The organism is Roseofilum acuticapitatum BLCC-M154 (assembly GCF_030068475.1).
In the GTDB taxonomy this organism is placed as follows: Bacteria; Cyanobacteriota; Cyanobacteriia; order Cyanobacteriales; family Desertifilaceae; genus Roseofilum; species Roseofilum acuticapitatum.
This window is the reverse complement of the sequence record NZ_JAQOSP010000039.1, coordinates 1-17,532: the sequence shown is the minus strand read 5'-3', so window position 1 is coordinate 17,532 and position 17,532 is coordinate 1. Positions and strand designations below refer to the sequence as shown.

At 45.4% G+C, this 17,532-nt stretch carries 18 protein-coding genes and 1 CRISPR repeat array; of the genes, 3 read left to right on the top strand and 15 right to left on the bottom strand.

From position 1 onward, the window contains the following. Nucleotides 1-48 precede the first annotated feature (48 nt). Complete coding sequence (locus PMG71_RS05635) at nucleotides 49-408, top strand: hypothetical protein (RefSeq protein WP_283752673.1); 360 nt, start codon at nucleotides 49-51, stop codon at nucleotides 406-408. Between the two features lie 118 nt (nucleotides 409-526). Here PMG71_RS05635 and PMG71_RS05630 read toward each other — a convergent pair whose 3' ends face one another. Continuing rightward, a complete protein-coding gene (locus tag PMG71_RS05630; RefSeq protein WP_283752672.1) occupies nucleotides 527-916 on the bottom strand; it encodes a hypothetical protein in 390 nt (129 codons plus the stop codon). 139 nt (nucleotides 917-1,055) lie between these two features. Continuing rightward, nucleotides 1,056-1,367: a DUF2513 domain-containing protein gene (locus tag PMG71_RS05625; RefSeq protein WP_283752671.1), complete on the bottom strand. Its 312-nt coding sequence runs from the start codon at nucleotides 1,365-1,367 to the stop codon at nucleotides 1,056-1,058. Nucleotides 1,368-1,835: 468 nt separating this feature from the next. Between PMG71_RS05625 and PMG71_RS05620 the strand changes: the two genes are divergently transcribed. Beyond that, a complete protein-coding gene (locus PMG71_RS05620; RefSeq protein ID WP_283752670.1) occupies nucleotides 1,836-2,006 on the top strand; it encodes a hypothetical protein in 171 nt (56 codons plus the stop codon). Nucleotides 2,007-2,053: 47 nt separating this feature from the next. Here the strand turns inward: PMG71_RS05620 and PMG71_RS05615 are convergent, their stop codons facing one another. From PMG71_RS05615 to PMG71_RS05570, 10 genes are all read right to left on the bottom strand, one after another. After that, a complete protein-coding gene (locus PMG71_RS05615) occupies nucleotides 2,054-2,269 on the bottom strand; it encodes a putative peptidoglycan-binding domain-containing protein (RefSeq protein WP_283752669.1) in 216 nt (71 codons plus the stop codon). Nucleotides 2,270-2,826: 557 nt separating this feature from the next. Further along, entirely contained in the window at nucleotides 2,827-4,047 is a 1,221-nt protein-coding gene (locus tag PMG71_RS05610; protein ID WP_283752668.1) for a putative CRISPR-associated protein, read from the bottom strand. 9 nt (nucleotides 4,048-4,056) lie between these two features. Beyond that, nucleotides 4,057-5,304, bottom strand: a complete 1,248-nt coding sequence (csx2, locus tag PMG71_RS05605) for a TIGR02221 family CRISPR-associated protein (RefSeq protein ID WP_283752667.1) — start codon at nucleotides 5,302-5,304, stop codon at nucleotides 4,057-4,059. A 54-nt stretch (nucleotides 5,305-5,358) separates the two neighbouring features. Then, nucleotides 5,359-7,035, bottom strand: coding sequence for a hypothetical protein (locus PMG71_RS05600; protein ID WP_283752666.1), 1,677 nt, complete (start codon nucleotides 7,033-7,035; stop codon nucleotides 5,359-5,361). 58 nt (nucleotides 7,036-7,093) lie between these two features. Then, entirely contained in the window at nucleotides 7,094-8,701 is a 1,608-nt protein-coding gene (locus PMG71_RS05595) for an RAMP superfamily CRISPR-associated protein (protein ID WP_283752665.1), read from the bottom strand. Between the two features lie 12 nt (nucleotides 8,702-8,713). Beyond that, on the bottom strand, nucleotides 8,714-8,956 hold the full coding sequence (locus PMG71_RS05590; protein ID WP_283752664.1) for a hypothetical protein: 243 nt from the start codon (nucleotides 8,954-8,956) through the stop codon (nucleotides 8,714-8,716). A gap of 34 nt (nucleotides 8,957-8,990) precedes the next feature. Beyond that, on the bottom strand, nucleotides 8,991-9,410 hold the full coding sequence (locus PMG71_RS05585; RefSeq protein ID WP_283752663.1) for a hypothetical protein: 420 nt from the start codon (nucleotides 9,408-9,410) through the stop codon (nucleotides 8,991-8,993). A 47-nt stretch (nucleotides 9,411-9,457) separates the two neighbouring features. Further along, a complete protein-coding gene (locus tag PMG71_RS05580; protein WP_283752662.1) occupies nucleotides 9,458-10,276 on the bottom strand; it encodes an RAMP superfamily CRISPR-associated protein in 819 nt (272 codons plus the stop codon). A gap of 76 nt (nucleotides 10,277-10,352) precedes the next feature. Next, nucleotides 10,353-11,528: a type III-B CRISPR module-associated Cmr3 family protein gene (locus PMG71_RS05575; RefSeq protein WP_283752661.1), complete on the bottom strand. Its 1,176-nt coding sequence runs from the start codon at nucleotides 11,526-11,528 to the stop codon at nucleotides 10,353-10,355. Then, nucleotides 11,507-13,192 carry a Cas10/Cmr2 second palm domain-containing protein gene (locus tag PMG71_RS05570; RefSeq protein WP_283752660.1) on the bottom strand — a complete coding sequence of 562 codons (1,686 nt, stop codon included), beginning with the start codon at nucleotides 13,190-13,192 and terminating at the stop codon, nucleotides 11,507-11,509. The genes PMG71_RS05575 and PMG71_RS05570 overlap by 22 nt, the downstream gene beginning before the upstream one ends. Before the next feature lie 235 nt (nucleotides 13,193-13,427). On the opposite strand from PMG71_RS05570, the gene PMG71_RS05565 reads away from it, so the two are divergent. After that, nucleotides 13,428-13,859, top strand: coding sequence for a hypothetical protein (locus PMG71_RS05565; protein ID WP_283752659.1), 432 nt, complete (start codon nucleotides 13,428-13,430; stop codon nucleotides 13,857-13,859). Here the strand turns inward: PMG71_RS05565 and PMG71_RS05560 are convergent. From PMG71_RS05560 to PMG71_RS05550, 3 genes are all read right to left on the bottom strand, one after another. Beyond that, nucleotides 13,789-14,199, bottom strand: a complete 411-nt coding sequence (locus PMG71_RS05560; protein ID WP_283752658.1) for a hypothetical protein — start codon at nucleotides 14,197-14,199, stop codon at nucleotides 13,789-13,791. The two genes, PMG71_RS05565 and PMG71_RS05560, sit on opposite strands and share 71 nt — an antisense overlap. Before the next feature lie 71 nt (nucleotides 14,200-14,270). Then, on the bottom strand, nucleotides 14,271-14,843 hold the full coding sequence (locus PMG71_RS05555; RefSeq protein WP_283752657.1) for a LabA-like NYN domain-containing protein: 573 nt from the start codon (nucleotides 14,841-14,843) through the stop codon (nucleotides 14,271-14,273). Nucleotides 14,844-14,998: 155 nt separating this feature from the next. Beyond that, nucleotides 14,999-16,853: direct repeats of the CRISPR family, unit length 36 nt; unit sequence GTTTCCAACTAATCCGATTTAAGCCAATCGGTAAGC. 335 nt (nucleotides 16,854-17,188) lie between these two features. Then, nucleotides 17,189-17,532, bottom strand: a 344-nt coding sequence (locus PMG71_RS05550; RefSeq protein WP_283752656.1) for a CRISPR-associated endonuclease Cas2, incomplete at its 5' end; no start/stop codon positions are given.

Below are 17,532 nucleotides of genomic sequence, written 5' to 3'. Positions count from 1 at the left end.
ATGAACGGAATTGACCACAGTTAACCTAATGAATACCAGGAGAAATCCATGAAAATTATTAACATCTTGAGAACATCATGGCTACATCTAGAAAAATTTAAGCAGAGACTTTTGAGACTTCCTTTTCAGATCGTCTTTTCCAGAAGATTTCAGAACACTTCTTATTCAGAAGTTATCATGATTATCCTTATGTTTGCTGTAGGAGTCAAACTGTTTGGCTCATTGGTCAGTCTTATTGCAGCAACCAGTACATTCTGGATAGTCATACCGGGGGCAGGAATATTAGTCTTACGGGTATTAGATTGGTTAGTCGCATTGGCAGTAACATGGACAATTGGCTCGTTAATAGCAAGCTCGCGTGGTTTCGGATTGGCAGTACATAACTTACTCAGAGAGTTAGATAACTGAAGGTAGTCAATAGGCAGCAGATAGGATGGGCAATAGAGTGACCCTATCCCTACGGCTCCGGTTCTTAGCAGGACTTAGACAAAAATCAGTTTAGTTTCCATCTATCCTAGCGATCGCCTTAACCATAACTCTTCAGTTCCTCCTCCAATAGCTCTGCCTCGTAGATAACTCTACCAATCTCCTCTAACAAAGACTGCCGTAGATCGCCATCAAAACACTTTGCACTCTGTGGTTCTCTCATCTTAAACTCATGGTTGTCCGAATCGTAATCGATATACACAAATGGTGATTGAATCCGGTAAGAGTAGGGTGGAGCGCCATTCAAGATGATTCTCGTACCCTCATATTGCACCAGAAAATCTGTCAAGTCAGCCCCCAGATGATCGGCAATGACCCCCAAGAAAAATTCGATCTTCTCTTGCTTTTTCCTATACTGTTCTTCCCGCTTTGGGCGATCGCGATCGAATTTGGCTTTATAGGCTTGCCGTGCTAATTCTTTGATGTCCATGGTCGCTTGAGTTGTCTACACTAAACCAAGTCTAAGTTGAGCGATCGCTAAAGTGGAAGGCGATCGCACTAATGATCTTCAGGGTTGTACAACTGGTGAGATTGCCGTGGAACTCGCGGATACCTGTACGTTAGCTTTATCAATCCTGAACAAATCCCATTTTATTTGTGTTAACCCTCTCATTTTCTCTAGAGTCAACTTCACTTCGTATTGAATCTAGAAGATTATACCTCTTCCGGGTTAATCCTGTAGGTATACAACGGGGTTTACTGTTCATTGTATGAGGAGTTAGGTCTCCTGTTATCAATTCTTCTTCATACATCATCATCAAATGTTGCTCAATGATATCTGTTGATGCGTCTTCAAGGGATAGGTTTTGATTTTCCTCTGTATTCTCCATACTTTCTATTTGCAGCAGAATTTGATAAATTAGATTAGGATCTCTTTTCATTTTTTTTTCTAAAATTTAAGATCACATAAAATATGCTAGACATTGCTTTTTTAATCTTTGCAATAACTTAAGATTTTCTGAATTAGAGCGATCGCCGTGATTTTGCCTGATGGTGAAATCACCCCTACCAACTGGAGACTGTAGCCATGAGAGAACCCAACCCCCTCGAACAACAGCAATATCAACGGTTAAGAGAAATCTTTACTCTGGCTCGAAACCGATATCTAGAGGCAGGGGGAAACCTTTAAAAATATTGCAGAACTTTGTAAGCTTGTTAGACGTATACAAAACAGAGAGTGTCGTAATTCATCAGGAGTTAGAGGAATTCCGATATATTTGTATCATGGGGATTTTGGAGGGTTATTTTATTTGGCAATCTTTAGCCCTAATATAGTTTACCATACTCCTATTGACTTCGATGGTGAACAAGGAAATGGAACATGGAATCGTGGTTCTGTAAGGTCTTCTATGTATTTTCAGAGTGTAGTCGCCGAAGTCGGCTTTATTTTTGGTCAACCTTGGAGTGCTTATCATCGATATAACACTCTTGATGCAGCAGATGAACTCCGCCGTCAACAAACATTGGAACAACTAATAGAGCTACAAGGAGAATTTCAAAGGCTCAATAATAGATATTAGAGCTGATTCCTAAAATAATTTATTTCACGACAGGCAATCAACTAATTCTATTCTATGATTCGCTTTAAGTCTGTACTTCGATTAAGCCAACCTTTTAGAAATACTTCCTGGTCTGGCTTACGGCTCACAATATCATGGTAGTAATTCTCCTGGCGCTGGGCGTAGGCGATCGCCTCCTCCCTCACACTCCCTTCACCAATCAACTCGTTGAATTCCTTAGCCTTTCCCACCCCAGAGTTGATGGCGGTGTTCAGACAAGCCATTGCCAACGGGTAATCAAATTCTCCAAAACCCGCAGGCTTCCAGTGGTCTGTGTAGAAAATTTCTGTAGCTATCTCTTTAGACCTTCAACGTCCCTCCCATGAAGCCATTACTCAATCCCTGATTTGGGTAGATGTATTAGATTCCTTAGACGATCGCGATCGCCACTGCTCCAAACCGGCTATTCGCAGTTGCCGTTCCATTGAGACTCTGGAGACCAGCTTAGGTTTACAGCAAGTCACAGTCGAAAAACTTGTACCCTACTCTAGCGACCTATCCTCTCTGCCCCCTTTGTATTTGTCAGGATTATATCTTGGGCTTGGTGCGGTACTGGTTTTTCAGGCAATTATTATCTGGAATGCCATTCGATCTCGTAAACGTCTATAGCCCCTCCTATTCTATTTCAGTCTTCAACCCATTCTTTGAGGTTGGAGGCTGATTTTTTTTGACTCAGCGATCGCGAAGTGATAATACCAATAAGTGAACTTCGATTAGAGCTAAAGAGAAGGCGATCAGTTCCCATTACGGTGTAATTCCTAAGAGAATCCTTACTTTGTACCTAAAGCCAGCCTTTCAATCTTAGATTGAGGTCGGCTATACAAGCTGTATATTGACCGGGTGTTTTGGCTGAAGTTTCGACATAAAATTTGACCGTCCAAGTTCCATTACTGAAAATTCCTTCGATTTGTTCTCCATGCATTTTGAACTGGGTCACTGACGATAAATCCGGGTTCCAATAGTGAGTTCGGCACAAGCGAACGTAAGGACATTCATCAGTTATTTTTTGGAAAAAATTGAGAATTATTTGTCTTGCATTTTTCCAATCATGGTCACCGAGTGAGGGCTTGTCTTTTTGAGCAACAGGAGATGGCAAAACCTCATCTTTGCTGGCATCAAACCGATTTTTGAAGGTATCGTGGAAAATTTGCCCGGTGGGAGACATTTCCACAAAAACTTTACCGTCAATCGTTTCTCGTTCGACAGTTACTTCCATTTTTTCATCCCAATCTTCTTCTAGGCTATCCCAACTGAGCATATCCTCTCGTTCTAAAGCTTGTAAAACTCCGGTATTTTTCTGCCATAACTCGAAGTCCAAGCTAATGGGCATTGGGGGAAACGCAATGATTTCACTAAATCGTTCATGCTTGTAATAGACGGGAATTTCCAAAGCTTGCCCCATCAAAACGGCGATCGCAATTTGCGCTTTGTAGCCTCCCGTCGCATTAATGGCACAAAACTCAGATCCCCTTTCTCGGACAATTTGACTGATTTTTTTCGCTAGATTACGCAGTCCTTTAGTGCGGAAACGCTTGGGATTTTCATCCTGTAAGTCTACAATCTCTTGCGGCAGAGCAACTGGATATTTTTTTGCTCGATAGTAATGAGTCAAAATGGTAGCAATTTGTCGCCCACTGTCAGTTGCCGAATGGCAAAAATAAAGCTGACAATTACTCTGGCAATATTCGCGAGCGATCAGGTCGGAAATTGAGTTGATTTCGGCTCCGCATAACCGGGTTGTTTCCGGTAGCTCTGCAAGCAGTTCGGCAAGAGTTTGGTAAGTGCGATCGCTCCCCGATCCTGGTTTCGCTTCTTCCTGAAGTTTGTCATAGGCTAACCTCAGTTTTTCCACGAATTCAGGCGATAGGTGAGTGCGATCGCTCTCCGGTTGTCGTTGCAACCAATTCTCATACTTGTCGGGAGTCGGTAAATTAACCAGATTGGGATAAAACAAACTGGTTCCTACCGTACAGATTAAAGTATGTCGAGGCTGTAGATTCATCGTTTTTGCTTACCCCATTGTTCCACTTTTCAAGATATCTTCAGCCTGTTTATGGTAGCTCTTCGCATTCTTAATCGCATTGGTATAACTTGACCTCTGACTATCGATTAAAGCATGAGCGATCGCATTACGGGTTGGATTCACCTTAAAGTAAAGTTTTGCTAATGCGGTATGTGAATTTTCATGGAGTAGAGTCTTCATCTTATTGCGAGCAGATTCCGAGCGAATATCTTGTTCGTGCTGTTCGCAAAGATAGGTGATAATTGCTTCGGCTAAGGTAATGTAACCTGTTGCGTAGCGTTTATTATCAAAATACCACTTGGCAAGTTTGAGCTGAAAAACTGATTCTGGCTCCGATCGCTTTGAGAATTGTTGGGTAAATTTTTCCAGAATATTTCTTAAGTGTTTAAAAGGACTACTCAATCCTTGACTTTTCAGGGAGGTTTTGAGATCGATACTGCGCTCTCTAATGGTCGGTACATAGTTGATATTAATGGCTTCAGACAGTGCCTCAATTCGATTCGCAAGTTCTGTTTCTCCTTGTTCGTCCAGAAGTTGCGAAATTAAGTAACCGTTGCCAAACTCTTTTAAGCTGTATGCACCTTTAATCCATTGCGTCAGGTCAAAAAGCGATTTTAGATCGACCACAGGAGCATGTCCTACTTCGCGAATCACATCCAGCATTCCATAGAAGACTCCTTTAATTTTAATATTCCTCTCCTGTTCGAGATCGTTCAGAAAGATGAGAACGATGAATAAAAAGATGGAGAGGGAGCGAAAGGAATGGGTGATATCAATGTACAGTTCATCTCCCGCTTCGAGGTAATCAACAATTTTGAAGATACGGTCGAGGTTTTCCTGAAGTTCGGCTTCGTTGAGTCCATACTTAATTAAAATACATTTTGAGCGATCGCCCAATACCGTTTCTACCGGACTCAAATCGAGAGAGTCCAGAGAACTATTGAGATCCAGTTTTTCAATCTGCTCGGCTAGTCCTATCCATTCATCTTCGTGAAAATCTTTACCTGTTTCTTGAGCAAAAGCGCGATACACCTCCTCCCACATGGACTTAACCGTGCCGATAAAGATAATGCCGTCTAGCTCTAAATGCTCGTAGAGTACCGAAGCAATAAAGCTTTTCTCATAGTCTTTATCGCTATCATTCATGCGGTATTTTGCTGTGCGATAGGCTCGTGCGGCAGCATTATTGCGATCGAGAGAGCCTGCACCTAAAGAGGAAATGAGAATTTTAGCCATAATTACACCTATCTATTTTTGAACTCAATAATTTCTTGTGTTATCTCTCTTTTCTTAGAGATCCTTACCCCAAAGTCGTTGAAATCCTTGGGGTTTCGACTCCAGGAAGTCCAGAAAATCATCTGACTCTGGCGTGCCATTGGGAAAAAACGTCAGCAATTCCCAAAATTTGGGTGTTTTCCTCGCTTGCTTTTTCTTTGGATTGTTGGGGTCTGGGATGACTCGCACGACTGGATACATTCGATGCCATAGATGACCCACTTTACTCACCTGCCCTGTCACCGAAGTTTTGTAAATCGAGCCTTCTGGAATTCTAGCTTCCCGAATGGCTTGTCGATAGGGGCCGTGGAACCACGCGACGGCTTCGCTATCTTCGCGATCTTCGGCTAAACGTCCCCAAACTTGCACTTTGTCGGGATGCCAAGCTTCGCGCCATTGCGTGGCATAGCAGTTATTCGGCTTGACCTCTTGGTGTTGCATCCAAGTTTTGGCCGCATCGCGCACGTGGTCGATGAATGCTCCCACGGAATCTAACTTGCGAATTCTATTGTCGTTGATTAGAGAAGAATCAGTCCATTGCCAGTGACAGCCAATCAGGGCTTTCGATCGCACTCCCTCGTAATATTCTGGATAGAACATGCGATGGTCTACTCGCCGCCAGGACTTGCCAAACCCGCCTAAGAGCATGGCAAACCGCATCAAGTTTTTCAATAATTTGGTGAGTGCTTCTTGCTTTTCTGGAGATAGATTTTGGGTTAATAGCCAATTGAGCTGTCCTTCCACTCCATAGGCGGGAACGGCATAGGAGCCGTCGCCATAGTCTTTAATTTCCAGGCGAGTATCGCGGAAATTCATGGCCAGCAATCCGACAGTGGTATCACCTCGCACTCCTCCAAATAGGGTTTGTACCAATTTTTCTGCTTTGTCAGGAGCGCAGAGACCGCCAAAAATTCGCAGGGCATGACCGCGAATGGCAGCGCGGAATGTGTTGGGACGAAATTCGCCTTCGCCATCCAATAATTTGGGTGCAGCGCCTTGTCCTTTGAGGGTGCAGCGATACAATTTTTGACCTTGGAGTTCTTTGGGTTGTCCGTATCCGGCACAGACGCGACAGCCTAATCCGCGATCGATCGCCTGTTCCCAAAGTCGCCAGACTTCTTCCCAGTTGGTTTTCTCTGGTTTGGTGCTGGAAATGCCGAATCGCAGGGTGGGTTTATACAGAGAAATCATGGCAAATGCGCCACTACTTTTGTCGTTGCTCTTGACTTGCCAATCTTGTTGGGGATGAACGATATCAACTAATCCTTCTTGCCAACTGTCGTCGGTGGGATAGCCGCCGTGAAACCGGAGCATCCCCGGCTCGAAGTCGCCACCGGAGAGTTTTTTGCCGCAGTAGCGATCGCCCTGTTCAGCACTACAAACCCGCCGAAAGGCTCCTTTCATACTGCTTCCAGGGTAGTACGGCAGTCCATATGCACCGATAACGGGGCGAATAATGCCATCATCTTGGCCGCTGTTGGTGACAAACCGCCAGCTCAGAGTGTAGTCTTTGGTGTGGATCTCTTGGCAAGAGGATTGGGGAACCCGATGGGCGCGATCGATCCATTCATCTGTCCACCGTTCTACATCGGACTCGTCACCTTTTGTAATTCGCTGTAACTGGCAGCGTCCGGCAGTTTGCGCCCGAAACATCATGGGGACTTTTTGAGCTATATGGGTAGTCTTAGTCATGGTAATCTTCTATCCATGGGTTACTGCTTCTTTAATTGAGTCATCTAGGGCTGCCAGTTTACGGCTTCTTTCCCCAGATAAGCTTCAGATTTTTCCCCTCTAACTCGTCTGTAAATGGTTTGAGTTGACTGTCTCCATTACCGTTATTGCTTTTCCATTGAGAGCGATCGCCATGAAATACCGTGACAATTTCTAAATACCGGTTGTCGGAGATGGGTAACATCCTGTGCCAAACCGAACTCACGTATTTTGGGCGATCGTCCCCTGGGTTTTTCCCGCCAATGGCTGGAATCGTTTTAAACTTTGGCTCGTGGAATAATTCGATCGCCTGCGATCGCTCTGTCACTGCTGCATAAACCCCTACCCGGTCTCGATGCCAAGCTTCCCGCCAATCCAGCGGCCCGGACTTATTACTACCGCAATAGTCCTGACAAACCTGCTCTAGGCGATCGAGAAACGCTGTTAACTGTTTGGGTTTCTGAATCTCCTCAAGGCAATCTTCATCTGCTTTCCAGTGGCAGCCGATGTCTTTATCGTATTGTCGATTCGGGTAAAATTTTTTATGCCATACCCGCCGCCAAGACTTGCCGAAACCGCCCATAGTATAGGCAAACTGAAACACTGATTGAAGCAATTTTTGCTCTTTAGGTTTTGGGGCGCTCATCCACAGTGTGCCTTTGACATCATATGTTGGGGTTGGCTCAGAGGGTAAGTTGCCATCCCAGTAAATTTCGACGAGAGAAGGTGCTTTCGTGCTGCCAAAGAGTTCCCCAACAAGGCGATCGACTTGTGATGTACAACCAGCTAATAAACGCCGGGTATGACCACGCAATGTTGCTTTAAATATGTTGGGGCGAAATTCAGGGTTTTTGCCCAACAGAACGGGGTTGATTCCTTCACCTCTCAAGTAGGCGCTGATCTCATATTTGTCTTGGGGTTGATAGGCTAATCCATAGCCACTGCTTGTTTTTCCACCCAAACCCGGACGCAGGGCATATTTAAGGATACCTTGAATCTTTTCCCACTTCTCCTTGCTCAAGGCTTTAGAGCTACTAATCTCAAAAACCAGCATCGGTTTATACAGGCTAATGAGAGCGCTGGCATTCTTTTTCCGAGAAGGTTTGCCAATTTGCCAATCTTGCTGGGGATGAACCACATCTACGATTCGATATATAGAGCCATCTGGGTTTTTCTCCTCAATTGTTCCAGCCCAATCCCCTACAGGATAAGCTCCATGAAAGCGCAGGATTCCGGGTTCGAGATTTTCTGTATCCCCACAGTAAAGATTCGTTAGCTTTTCAGATTCGGTTTTTTTGCGATCGCGCCTCTGACATTCACGGCGAAATAGTCCTTTGATACTGCTACCGGGAATGTGGGGAATTCCCCGAACGTCGAGAACTGGACGAGCAATGCTATCCTGCCCACTATTGGTAAATACCCGCCAGGGAAACTTAATTTTCGTGCGGAAAAAGTATCCGTCTGCCAACACATTTTCGGGTTCTTGGTGCTGATGGCTGGGTTGGGACTCCTCTGATTGGCAATTGAGTAATTCTTTTGTCCAGCAATCTCGATCTGAAGAACTGGCAAACTGCAAACTGCAACGTCCAGATGTCTGGGCGCGAAACATCATGGGTACTTTTTGAGCAATATGGGTAGTTTTAGTCATGGTAGTATCGAGTCATTCGCTATAGATGCTGTCACGACCAAGTGCAGAATCGGGTAAGTTAGGACTAATAGTTCCGGGTTGAGCGACGGATTCGCGCCACTTAGCTGCACGCTGTGCGGGTGTTGTTGTTTGCCATAATGGAAAGCTATCTTGTTTGGCCGTAAATTCGACAAATGCAATAAAGTTAGCAACTTGTTGTAATTGATCTTCATTCAAACGATCTAATTCTTGTTTCAGGGTTTCTTTGAGTGTCATTATCTTGTCTCTGGTCTGATTAACTGGCACAGTTTTAATTCTTATTAGCGGTTTCTTTTTCTCCTTTATATCGTTGCGTCCACCAGACCAAACAATCGCAAAGTTGGGTTAGTACAGCGATCGCTACTCGTTGGTCTTGCAAGTTCACCTCCCACAGTTTTTGTGCCATTTCCTGTACCTTGTCGGTTTGGTTCGCCTTCACCGAATCGTTAGGAATTGTTACCCCTGCATTTGTCATCAGTTCCACCAGTTTGTCCCAGGTAGCTTTCCAATATTGGGACTTAGCAGTTTCTTTTCCTTGCAAGCGCAGGTGTTCGCCCCAAAAGCGTTCGAGTCCATAAGCGACTGCTTCACGCATTTTAAAGGCTTGGTTCAGAGAGTCGCGATCGCGCTTTTTGGCATCCAACACCAATTTTTGCGCCGCCTGATCCAAACCGTAGTATGTCCATCCCATTAGTTCTCTCTCCTTATGTAACGTCTAAGTTCTAGGCTATAACTGGATTAGGCAAAATAATTTCCAGCCAAGGTAACACGACAGCGACCGAAACCAATCGATTCCAAACCGCCGAAATATAACTCTTCCGTGAGGGTTTCGCCAAAAGGCTGCCATCCCGCGTCTTTGATCGCGATCGGAAAGACTAAAACGCTTCCCTCCGGCAAAGCTTCTACATCAAAAAATGCCCCTTGTTTGGCTTTCTTTTGGTTGGGTTCTAAGGAAACTCGACTCTGACGGTACAAAGCCATATCGTGAAGCATAGAGATATCATTATCAGCAACCACCACCAAATTTTCCGCCGATAAATCTGCACCGGTAGGAATCCACGACGTGAGGTCTACTTTATGTTCGATCTCCAAAAAGCCCAAATTGAAAAACAAGACAGTTTTGTTATTGCCCACATTGCGCCCGACTAGAGAAGGTGAAGCGGTGTAAGGCTTGGGAATCCCAGCCTGAGCAACGCCAGAAATTTGCTTATACCGTTTCAGTAAGCGCGGACAGCTCACCCAAACGACCGGTTGTCCCGGACAAAAGACAGGCAACCATACGAGGGACGCATACTCAAACTTAACTTTGGCTTCCGTAGTTCCGCCATCGGTTTGTCCAGAAACGGCTTCGTGTCCGTACCAGTTATGGGTATCTGAGTCTGATTTAACGCGCATATCGGCTCGGAACCGGCCGCGTATGGAGCTACCGGGAATCATGCCAGTTTGCGTAAACTGGTCGCGGAAAATCAGGTTGAGATTGCCCGCTTCTTCTCCGGCACTAGCTCCGACATGCAGGGGTGCTAAGGTTTCCATAATTCCGTAGGCTTTGTGATACATAGGTGTAATGGGTTAAGATACTGACTACTTTAATCGAGGGGTGGAAAGGGATATTTCTACCTTGGGAAATCAAACATCAATTTTCCCCTCCTGAATTGTTGCTGCTAATGGCACTCTCCAAGGGCAGCGCTAAACCACATCCCCAACGTTTGAACGAATACCCTTCTGTGGGAAACCATGCCTCCTCCCAATCCTGCCAAGTGCGATTGAGTGGGGATTCGAGAATGTAAACGCTTCCGCCTGCAACGGCATAGCGACCACGGGAGAGTAAGCGGGGTTGGTGGGTTTGATGACCATCTGTCCGTTTGCCCAGACGGTGACGCTGGGGTGTAGCTCGTTGGGTCAGGAGTGCGGCGATCGCCGATTCCCAAGCCTCGGTAGGGTTCGGATCTTCGGGTTGCCTCCGCCATGCAGGAATCCAGGTATGCCCATTGCGAACCATCGGTTCGCGGTAGGATAGGCGGTTCGATCCCCAAAGGGCTGGAGCGATCATGGCAAAACTGCGATCGATCTTTTGATTGAGTAACGTTTTCACGGACTCATCCAAAGGCAGGCATTGTATCTCTACCAGGTGTCCTTCTCCCCCAAATCGATACCATCCGTCAGAGAGTGAAACATTTGATAAGTACACCAAACACGCATTAGGATCGAGTTGGACGGCGTTTTCCAGAAATAAATCCCCTTCTTTGGTCGTGCGTTCATCTGCCTTCAATCGTGGATGCAGGTGGGGCACAAACTTCCAAGGTGAGGTGCGAACTTCTGGATACGTGGGTAAGGTGTGCCCATCTTGCTGCACGTTAAAATGCTGCCAATCATTGAGCGCTATCCATGTCCCACTTTGAAACTTATCGTTGGGTGGAGTATCCCATTTCCCTTCCCGGTAAGTTTGCCATTTCCGGTCGCGCCAAGACATTTGATACTTGATTTGGTTGTCTTTGACCAAACAGTGGATGGGGGTGGGAACATAGAAATTATCCGGAGCGTCTTCTTGCGCCCAAAAGGGGCCAGCGAGTTGCAAGTTACTCAACTGGGTATTTTCGGCTCCGAGATGGTGGGCAAATAACCCAGAGAGGGCAGCAGCACTGGGCGGAAAGCTGTTACCAGAACGACCAACTAGGTTGTCTGGCGACAGGAAACGTCCAGCACTCCCGTAGAGCAGTCCAAGGGGACGAATGACAACGAGGTACTCGAATAAAGTTTCACTCGCTCGATAGTTTGGCTTTTTGCGGTCTAGCTTTGTTTCTGCTGACATAAATGAAATCCTACTTTGGCAAGGTTGATAATCCAATCGTTCAAGGCGTTGTTAACTGCTGAGTCATCAAGTTGACCTTCTTGACCTTCTTGACCTTCTTGGTAGTAGTTGTCTTTTTCTCCCAAAATGCCGGTGTGTTTTGTTTCTTTGTCATTCCACCACAATTGGAACTTGTCTAGATTGACGGAACTATTTTTGTTCTTTTTGTTTTCTTCAGTGAAGTAAAGTTTGAAGAGGTTGAAAGCTATCTGATGTTGTCCTTGGAAGGCATGACGGGATTGGAGAATGGCGACATCGTTATAGATATGTGTCCAGCTTTTGCCGCCGTCACGATCGCAGTATCCCTCAAAAATCGGTTTCAGCAACCACCAAGGACACACCCATTCCAAATGGTTGCCGCTATTGAAGAGAATCCGTAAGGCAATGCGATCGCGACCATTACTTTTCGCTGACTTTTCCGCTTCCCGGCAATGTTGCAGCACCTCCCGTTGCGGTACACCTGGTGCAGCCCAAACAAATCCGACACTAACGGTAATTTTTTCCCCGTGAGATTCCCAAATCTCTGGAAATCTATAAAACCAATTTAGGCATTCGGATGCCGTTAGTGTAGGCTCACTGTTGCGATAAAGTACGCCGAGGAAGTCGTCACCCCCTGCGTAGATAATGCGTCCCTCGCGTTTATTGGTCTGTACGGCTTCGGGTAAGGTGTACTTGAAGTTTTTGCCCCAATCCATCATTGCTTGGCTAAAGTCGTGCAGCGCGTCTTTTTCACTTTTTTCACCGCGATCGACCATGGCTTTGAGATAATCGCCAATCTTATCGCCATCTCCTTGAAACCAACCCGTCCAGCGATTGTCTTCTGGGTTTTCTTTTTTGCGGTTGATATCGACAAAGCTTAGGGGAATTTCGACGCTGGGTAAATCTTGTGGGTTAATATTAAGTTTGCTGGAAACTCGATCTAAGGTAATCAGACGCTTGATGAGTTCTGGGATGCTCAACTGTTCCGTAGGATCGAGGATGGATTCGCCCAATGCGCCACTCAGGTCTCTGTAAAAGTCACGGATTTTCTCTGTGATTTCGCTGGCTTTCGAGGTTTTCGGATGCATCTGATCTTCCATTCCGTACCAGGCGATCGCATCTGCTCCCGAAAGTGTTGAGCTTTCACCCACCCAGTTAATTCCCGTCCAATCCCGCGATCGCTTGATTTCATTCAACTTTTGCCGTACATCACTGATGGTTCCTCCGGGTTCTCCTGCCCCATGAAAGAACTCCCAGGCGTGATTTGCCCAAGCCTCCCAACTGCGCGACCAACAGTAAGAATAATTAGGCAGAAGGCGTTCAATTTCCTGACGGCAGACTCTGACTACAGCTCTCCAAGCGCGATCGAACTCGGCTTTAGCTTCATTTTTGGGAAAAGGTCGATCTCCGGCAATAATAATTTGATTGGGTGTTCCTTGGGTCAGATTAATTAAGGCTGGAGAAACGATGGGATCTTTGGATTTATCAGGTAAGTAATTGTAGTAACTCCGTGCTGCTTCGCAAATGGAACGGGCTAAATACGAGAGTAAAAAGGAACTGCCATATAAATCTCGTAACTTGCGCGACTTCTCGATAAAGCCCTGTACGGGGGCAAATGTAATTGCCGTGTAAATTGTTTCCGTCATAATTCCTTCAGATTAGCAAGTGAGTTCACCGTAACACTAAGGTGGAAACGGGGATTTCCAAAGGCTCCTACAATAGCTAATGAGTATAGATTTTGAACAATAATTCCCAATCCTTGCTATCGTTTCTTGCCCTGGGGCGTGGAAATGATGCTTTGTTACCTTGTTAACGTTATACAATAAAAAGACTAAACATCCGTACAAGTACACTTTTTGTTACAAAAATTAGAAATAAGATATGAAACGGCGCAACCCAATTGTCGAATTAATTACAGACCCAACCAAAAATTTCTTATCATTTTTCGCGGTTGGGACAGTGCTTTTTACTGTTGTTGCCAATGGAGTCTCTGAGCTATTTTTTGCTGTGAGCGGGATTTGGCTACAAAAACGATTGGGAATCAACAATCTATTAGTGTTGCAAGCGATCGCGATCGCCGTCCTCATTGTACTGATCCTATTTATCATCTACATCACGCCTTTTTCTCTGTGGTTCAAGCGCCGCCTGTTCGACCTATTTAGAGGCAACGAACCCCTAGAACTTGAAACGAACGCCAAACCCCTAAAGGAAACCTTCCCCGGTTTGATTGCCCTCATGAGTCCTAATTCCCTAGTTCGCGCTCGATCGCACCTTTGGAAGATTCGACAGCGCAAGAGGGACTGCGAAGCATAAAGAAATTTGCGGCGTTTAAGCCTAGGCTGGAAGCCAAAACAACCCAAAACAGACGACTGTAAATGGTTCGCAGCTTTTGCACGGATAAACCGATCGCATGAATTTGTTGTACAGACTCGCCCTGGGGTAAGCTTGGGGCGATCGCCTGTTGGCTCTCTAGGCGATCGCATTTGCGATCAATTTCTTCGACGAGTTGTTTCACTTCATCGAATTCGGAGGCGTTGACGATAATCAGTTTGCCGTTAATGGTGTGCATCATGGTTTGGGTGAAGGTGTGAATGGGAGCAAGCATGGTTCCAGAAAAAGTGAGAAGGGTTTGGGGAAATTTCATCAAGTTCATGGCGTTCTATCCTTGTACGGTTTAGGGTTTATAACTCAGTCATTGCGTTTGGGCTTCGCGGACGATCGGTATCAATCGAAAATATTGGCACTACCAATGCGGTGGTAGTCGCGATCGCTTTTTTGAGCTTGAAAGCGATCGAAAATACCAATTAAATCAATGACGCTACTAGCTGCCATTTTCAGATCGTTGCCGAGAGATTGTTCTACGGAAGCGACTTCGACTCGGATTCCGCGCCGCCGCAATTTTTCGGCAAGATAGGCGAAATCGGAATCTCCGGTGACTAAAACGACGATATCGGGACGGACTTCGATGGCGAGTTCGATGGCATCCATCGCCATGACAATATCGATATTGGTTTCGTATTCATTGCCCTTGGTTTTGCCTTCTTTGAGAACGACTAAAAACCCGTTACTTTTTGCCCAATAGACAAATTTCTCTTTTGTTTTTCGCTGTTCTTCAAAGCGCTCTCGCCCTGGCGGAAGTCCGACGTAAATCACCATTTCAATCAGTTCTCTGCCTTCCTTGGGGTCGGCTAGATAATCGCGAATTTTCTGCCAGTCCAGGCGACGGTTAAAGCTTTGGGCAGCTAAAAAGGTGTTGTCGCTATCGGCGAGAATTAAGACGCGACGAGAGGTTTTCACATTGCAAGTCCTCGCTGGTGGTTTGCTTACTTCCCATTAAACACTCACCCTATACAATGCCCTTTCCAGTTCTAGCCCTACTGGTTCTGCTGCGGCTTGAGGAGTTGTTGCTATTCATAAAAAAAGGTGGAGCATCTCCACCTGGTTATTTCTCAGTTTTTCACTAATCCGATTTAAGGCAATCGGTAAGCATTCTGCCTGTTCTATTTGTCTTGCATGGCTTTTGGTTTCCAACTAATCCGATTTAAGCCAATCGGTAAGCCTGGCTGATATAAAAGTTTTTCTTGTCAATCAAAAAATTGTTTCCAACTAATCCGATTTAAGCCAATCGGTAAGCGTGGCCGAGCCACCGAGATGTGGCAGGCAGTCCGCATGTTTCCAACTAATCCGATTTAAGCCAATCGGTAAGCGTTGAGAATGACTTGCAATTGATAATGGATCTTAAGTTTCCAACTAATCCGATTTAAGCCAATCGGTAAGCTGTACTCCAATCCCTTGGTTGAGGTGGTTGCGGAGGAGGATAGTTTCCAACTAATCCGATTTAAGCCAATCGGTAAGCCTTACCATAAAAATAGGATGGCTGTTTTTGGCGGTCATCGTTTCCAACTAATCCGATTTAAGCCAATCGGTAAGCTCCAGTGCTTGAGGATGATGTTAAGTCTGCTGGAGTGAGTTTCCAACTAATCCGATTTAAGCCAATCGGTAAGCAATACAATTTGGAGGTAAATATGAGTTGCCCCGTATGGTTTCCAACTAATCCGATTTAAGCCAATCGGTAAGCTCATCCTCCTGTCTTTCCTCACTTATTCCGTGACAACGTTTCCAACTAATCCGATTTAAGCCAATCGGTAAGCTTACTACCGTCGAAAAAGACAATGAGGGCTACTACAGTTTCCAACTAATCCGATTTAAGCCAATCGGTAAGCCCTTCGCTGTTATGGTATTTACACTTTCAATTCTAGGTTTCCAACTAATCCGATTTAAGCCAATCGGTAAGCCGACGGGCATAACGTGGGATCGGTGAAGGTGACAAAGGGTTTCCAACTAATCCGATTTAAGCCAATCGGTAAGCTACGAGAACGAAAATGTTCCAGAAAGCTTTACTGTCCGCGTTTCCAACTAATCCGATTTAAGCCAATCGGTAAGCCCGCAGAAATTTCAGCCCAAACAGGGATGGATATTTCGTTTCCAACTAATCCGATTTAAGCCAATCGGTAAGCGTTTCATTGATTGTTTTAAGGGGAGGAGAACAGTGTTTCCAACTAATCCGATTTAAGCCAATCGGTAAGCACTGGGCTACAGGCGAGTACCACGCCTGAGAGCGTGTTTCCAACTAATCCGATTTAAGCCAATCGGTAAGCTTGAGTTTAACATGCTAAAATCTGACTTCTTCATAAGTTTCCAACTAATCCGATTTAAGCCAATCGGTAAGCTTGCTTTATTGTTTTTTAGGAGATTACGAAATGCTGAAGTTTCCAACTAATCCGATTTAAGCCAATCGGTAAGCGTGGGACTCCCATCTACAATGATGACGGAACTTACAGCGTTTCCAACTAATCCGATTTAAGCCAATCGGTAAGCTGGAGGAGAAGTTGCAGAAGCCATGCAGATGAATGGTTTCCAACTAATCCGATTTAAGCCAATCGGTAAGCATTCATGTCATGGAGGTAAAACACATGACTTTAGGTTTCCAACTAATCCGATTTAAGCCAATCGGTAAGCTCCAGAAGGTGAAGATCGCTTATGTGTAGGCAATAAAGGTTTCCAACTAATCCGATTTAAGCCAATCGGTAAGCCGGAATATTTCTGCCAGTATAAGGATCCAGAAGGTGTTTCCAACTAATCCGATTTAAGCCAATCGGTAAGCCTGGGTGCATCTGGGGCAAGGCTGCGGCCAGCCTGTTTCCAACTAATCCGATTTAAGCCAATCGGTAAGCGCTCTCTATGCCCTTGGCATTCTTGCTGCTGGTGGAGGTTTCCAACTAATCCGATTTAAGCCAATCGGTAAGCTGCTCGTCTGGGAGACCAGACAGAGTAAGGGTTTGAAGGCTGCGATTCTACACACCTCCTGTAAATAGAGTAAATCGCTTGTGCAAGAGAGTCAAATATTAGCCTTAAACCCTTACGGAGTAAGGAGTCTACACACCTCAACGAAATCATGGGACTTTCGGCGATTGTCCGAGGTGTGTAGATGGAGAGGCTCTGGTTGGTAATATCGGCTAAGACCATTATTCTATAAAGATTAGAGGCATTATAGAGCGCTATTCTACTCCCCAAAAAACCCTCCTACACACCTCCAGGGAAAATAAACAGAGATGGAAGTAGGGGGTTCCAGAGCGATCGCCCTACAAAACATAGTAAGTTGGTGGTGCTTCAGGGGGTTTGCTGCCCAGGGTGAGAGCATTCGATGCTGCTTCTGGAGATAACCAGTAAAAACGGACATTATCCTCTTCCAACTTGATCTTGGTTTTGACCTTGGCATAGAGTAAGCGCATCTCATCCAAACTGTTGACACTCCTCGACCTAAAGGTACGAGGATTCTTTAAAAGGAGATATCCACCGTTGGACATTGCTCGAACCACAACTCCCAGTACCGTTTTTAGTCGAATACCAGTGTTGCGCGATAGGGGATGCCAATTCCCACTACTCTGTCCGGTGTTGCCACCATTCAGGCTACTTGTAAGTATTT

Bases quoted from the DNA above. Each gene is read 5' to 3' on its own strand.
- csx2 (WP_283752667.1), bottom strand. From the start codon at position 5,304: ATGGCTAAAATTCTCATTTCCTCTTTAGGTGCAGGCTCTCTCGATCGC.
- PMG71_RS05575 (WP_283752661.1), bottom strand. From the start codon at position 11,528: ATGTCAGCAGAAACAAAGCTAGACCGCAAAAAGCCAAACTATCGAGCG.
- PMG71_RS05560 (WP_283752658.1), bottom strand. From the start codon at position 14,199: ATGAACTTGATGAAATTTCCCCAAACCCTTCTCACTTTTTCTGGAACC.
- PMG71_RS05600 (WP_283752666.1), bottom strand. From the start codon at position 7,035: ATGACTAAGACTACCCATATAGCTCAAAAAGTCCCCATGATGTTTCGG.
- PMG71_RS05610 (WP_283752668.1), bottom strand. From the start codon at position 4,047: ATGAATCTACAGCCTCGACATACTTTAATCTGTACGGTAGGAACCAGT.
- PMG71_RS05620 (WP_283752670.1), top strand. From the start codon at position 1,836: ATGTATTTTCAGAGTGTAGTCGCCGAAGTCGGCTTTATTTTTGGTCAA.
- PMG71_RS05625 (WP_283752671.1), bottom strand. From the start codon at position 1,367: ATGAAAAGAGATCCTAATCTAATTTATCAAATTCTGCTGCAAATAGAA.
- PMG71_RS05635 (WP_283752673.1), top strand. From the start codon at position 49: ATGAAAATTATTAACATCTTGAGAACATCATGGCTACATCTAGAAAAA.
- PMG71_RS05585 (WP_283752663.1), bottom strand. From the start codon at position 9,410: ATGGGATGGACATACTACGGTTTGGATCAGGCGGCGCAAAAATTGGTG.
- PMG71_RS05615 (WP_283752669.1), bottom strand. From the start codon at position 2,269: ATGGCTTGTCTGAACACCGCCATCAACTCTGGGGTGGGAAAGGCTAAG.
- PMG71_RS05580 (WP_283752662.1), bottom strand. From the start codon at position 10,276: ATGTATCACAAAGCCTACGGAATTATGGAAACCTTAGCACCCCTGCAT.
- PMG71_RS05590 (WP_283752664.1), bottom strand. From the start codon at position 8,956: ATGACACTCAAAGAAACCCTGAAACAAGAATTAGATCGTTTGAATGAA.
- PMG71_RS05630 (WP_283752672.1), bottom strand. From the start codon at position 916: ATGGACATCAAAGAATTAGCACGGCAAGCCTATAAAGCCAAATTCGAT.
- PMG71_RS05565 (WP_283752659.1), top strand. From the start codon at position 13,428: ATGAAACGGCGCAACCCAATTGTCGAATTAATTACAGACCCAACCAAA.
- PMG71_RS05570 (WP_283752660.1), bottom strand. From the start codon at position 13,192: ATGACGGAAACAATTTACACGGCAATTACATTTGCCCCCGTACAGGGC.
- PMG71_RS05595 (WP_283752665.1), bottom strand. From the start codon at position 8,701: ATGACTAAAACTACCCATATTGCTCAAAAAGTACCCATGATGTTTCGC.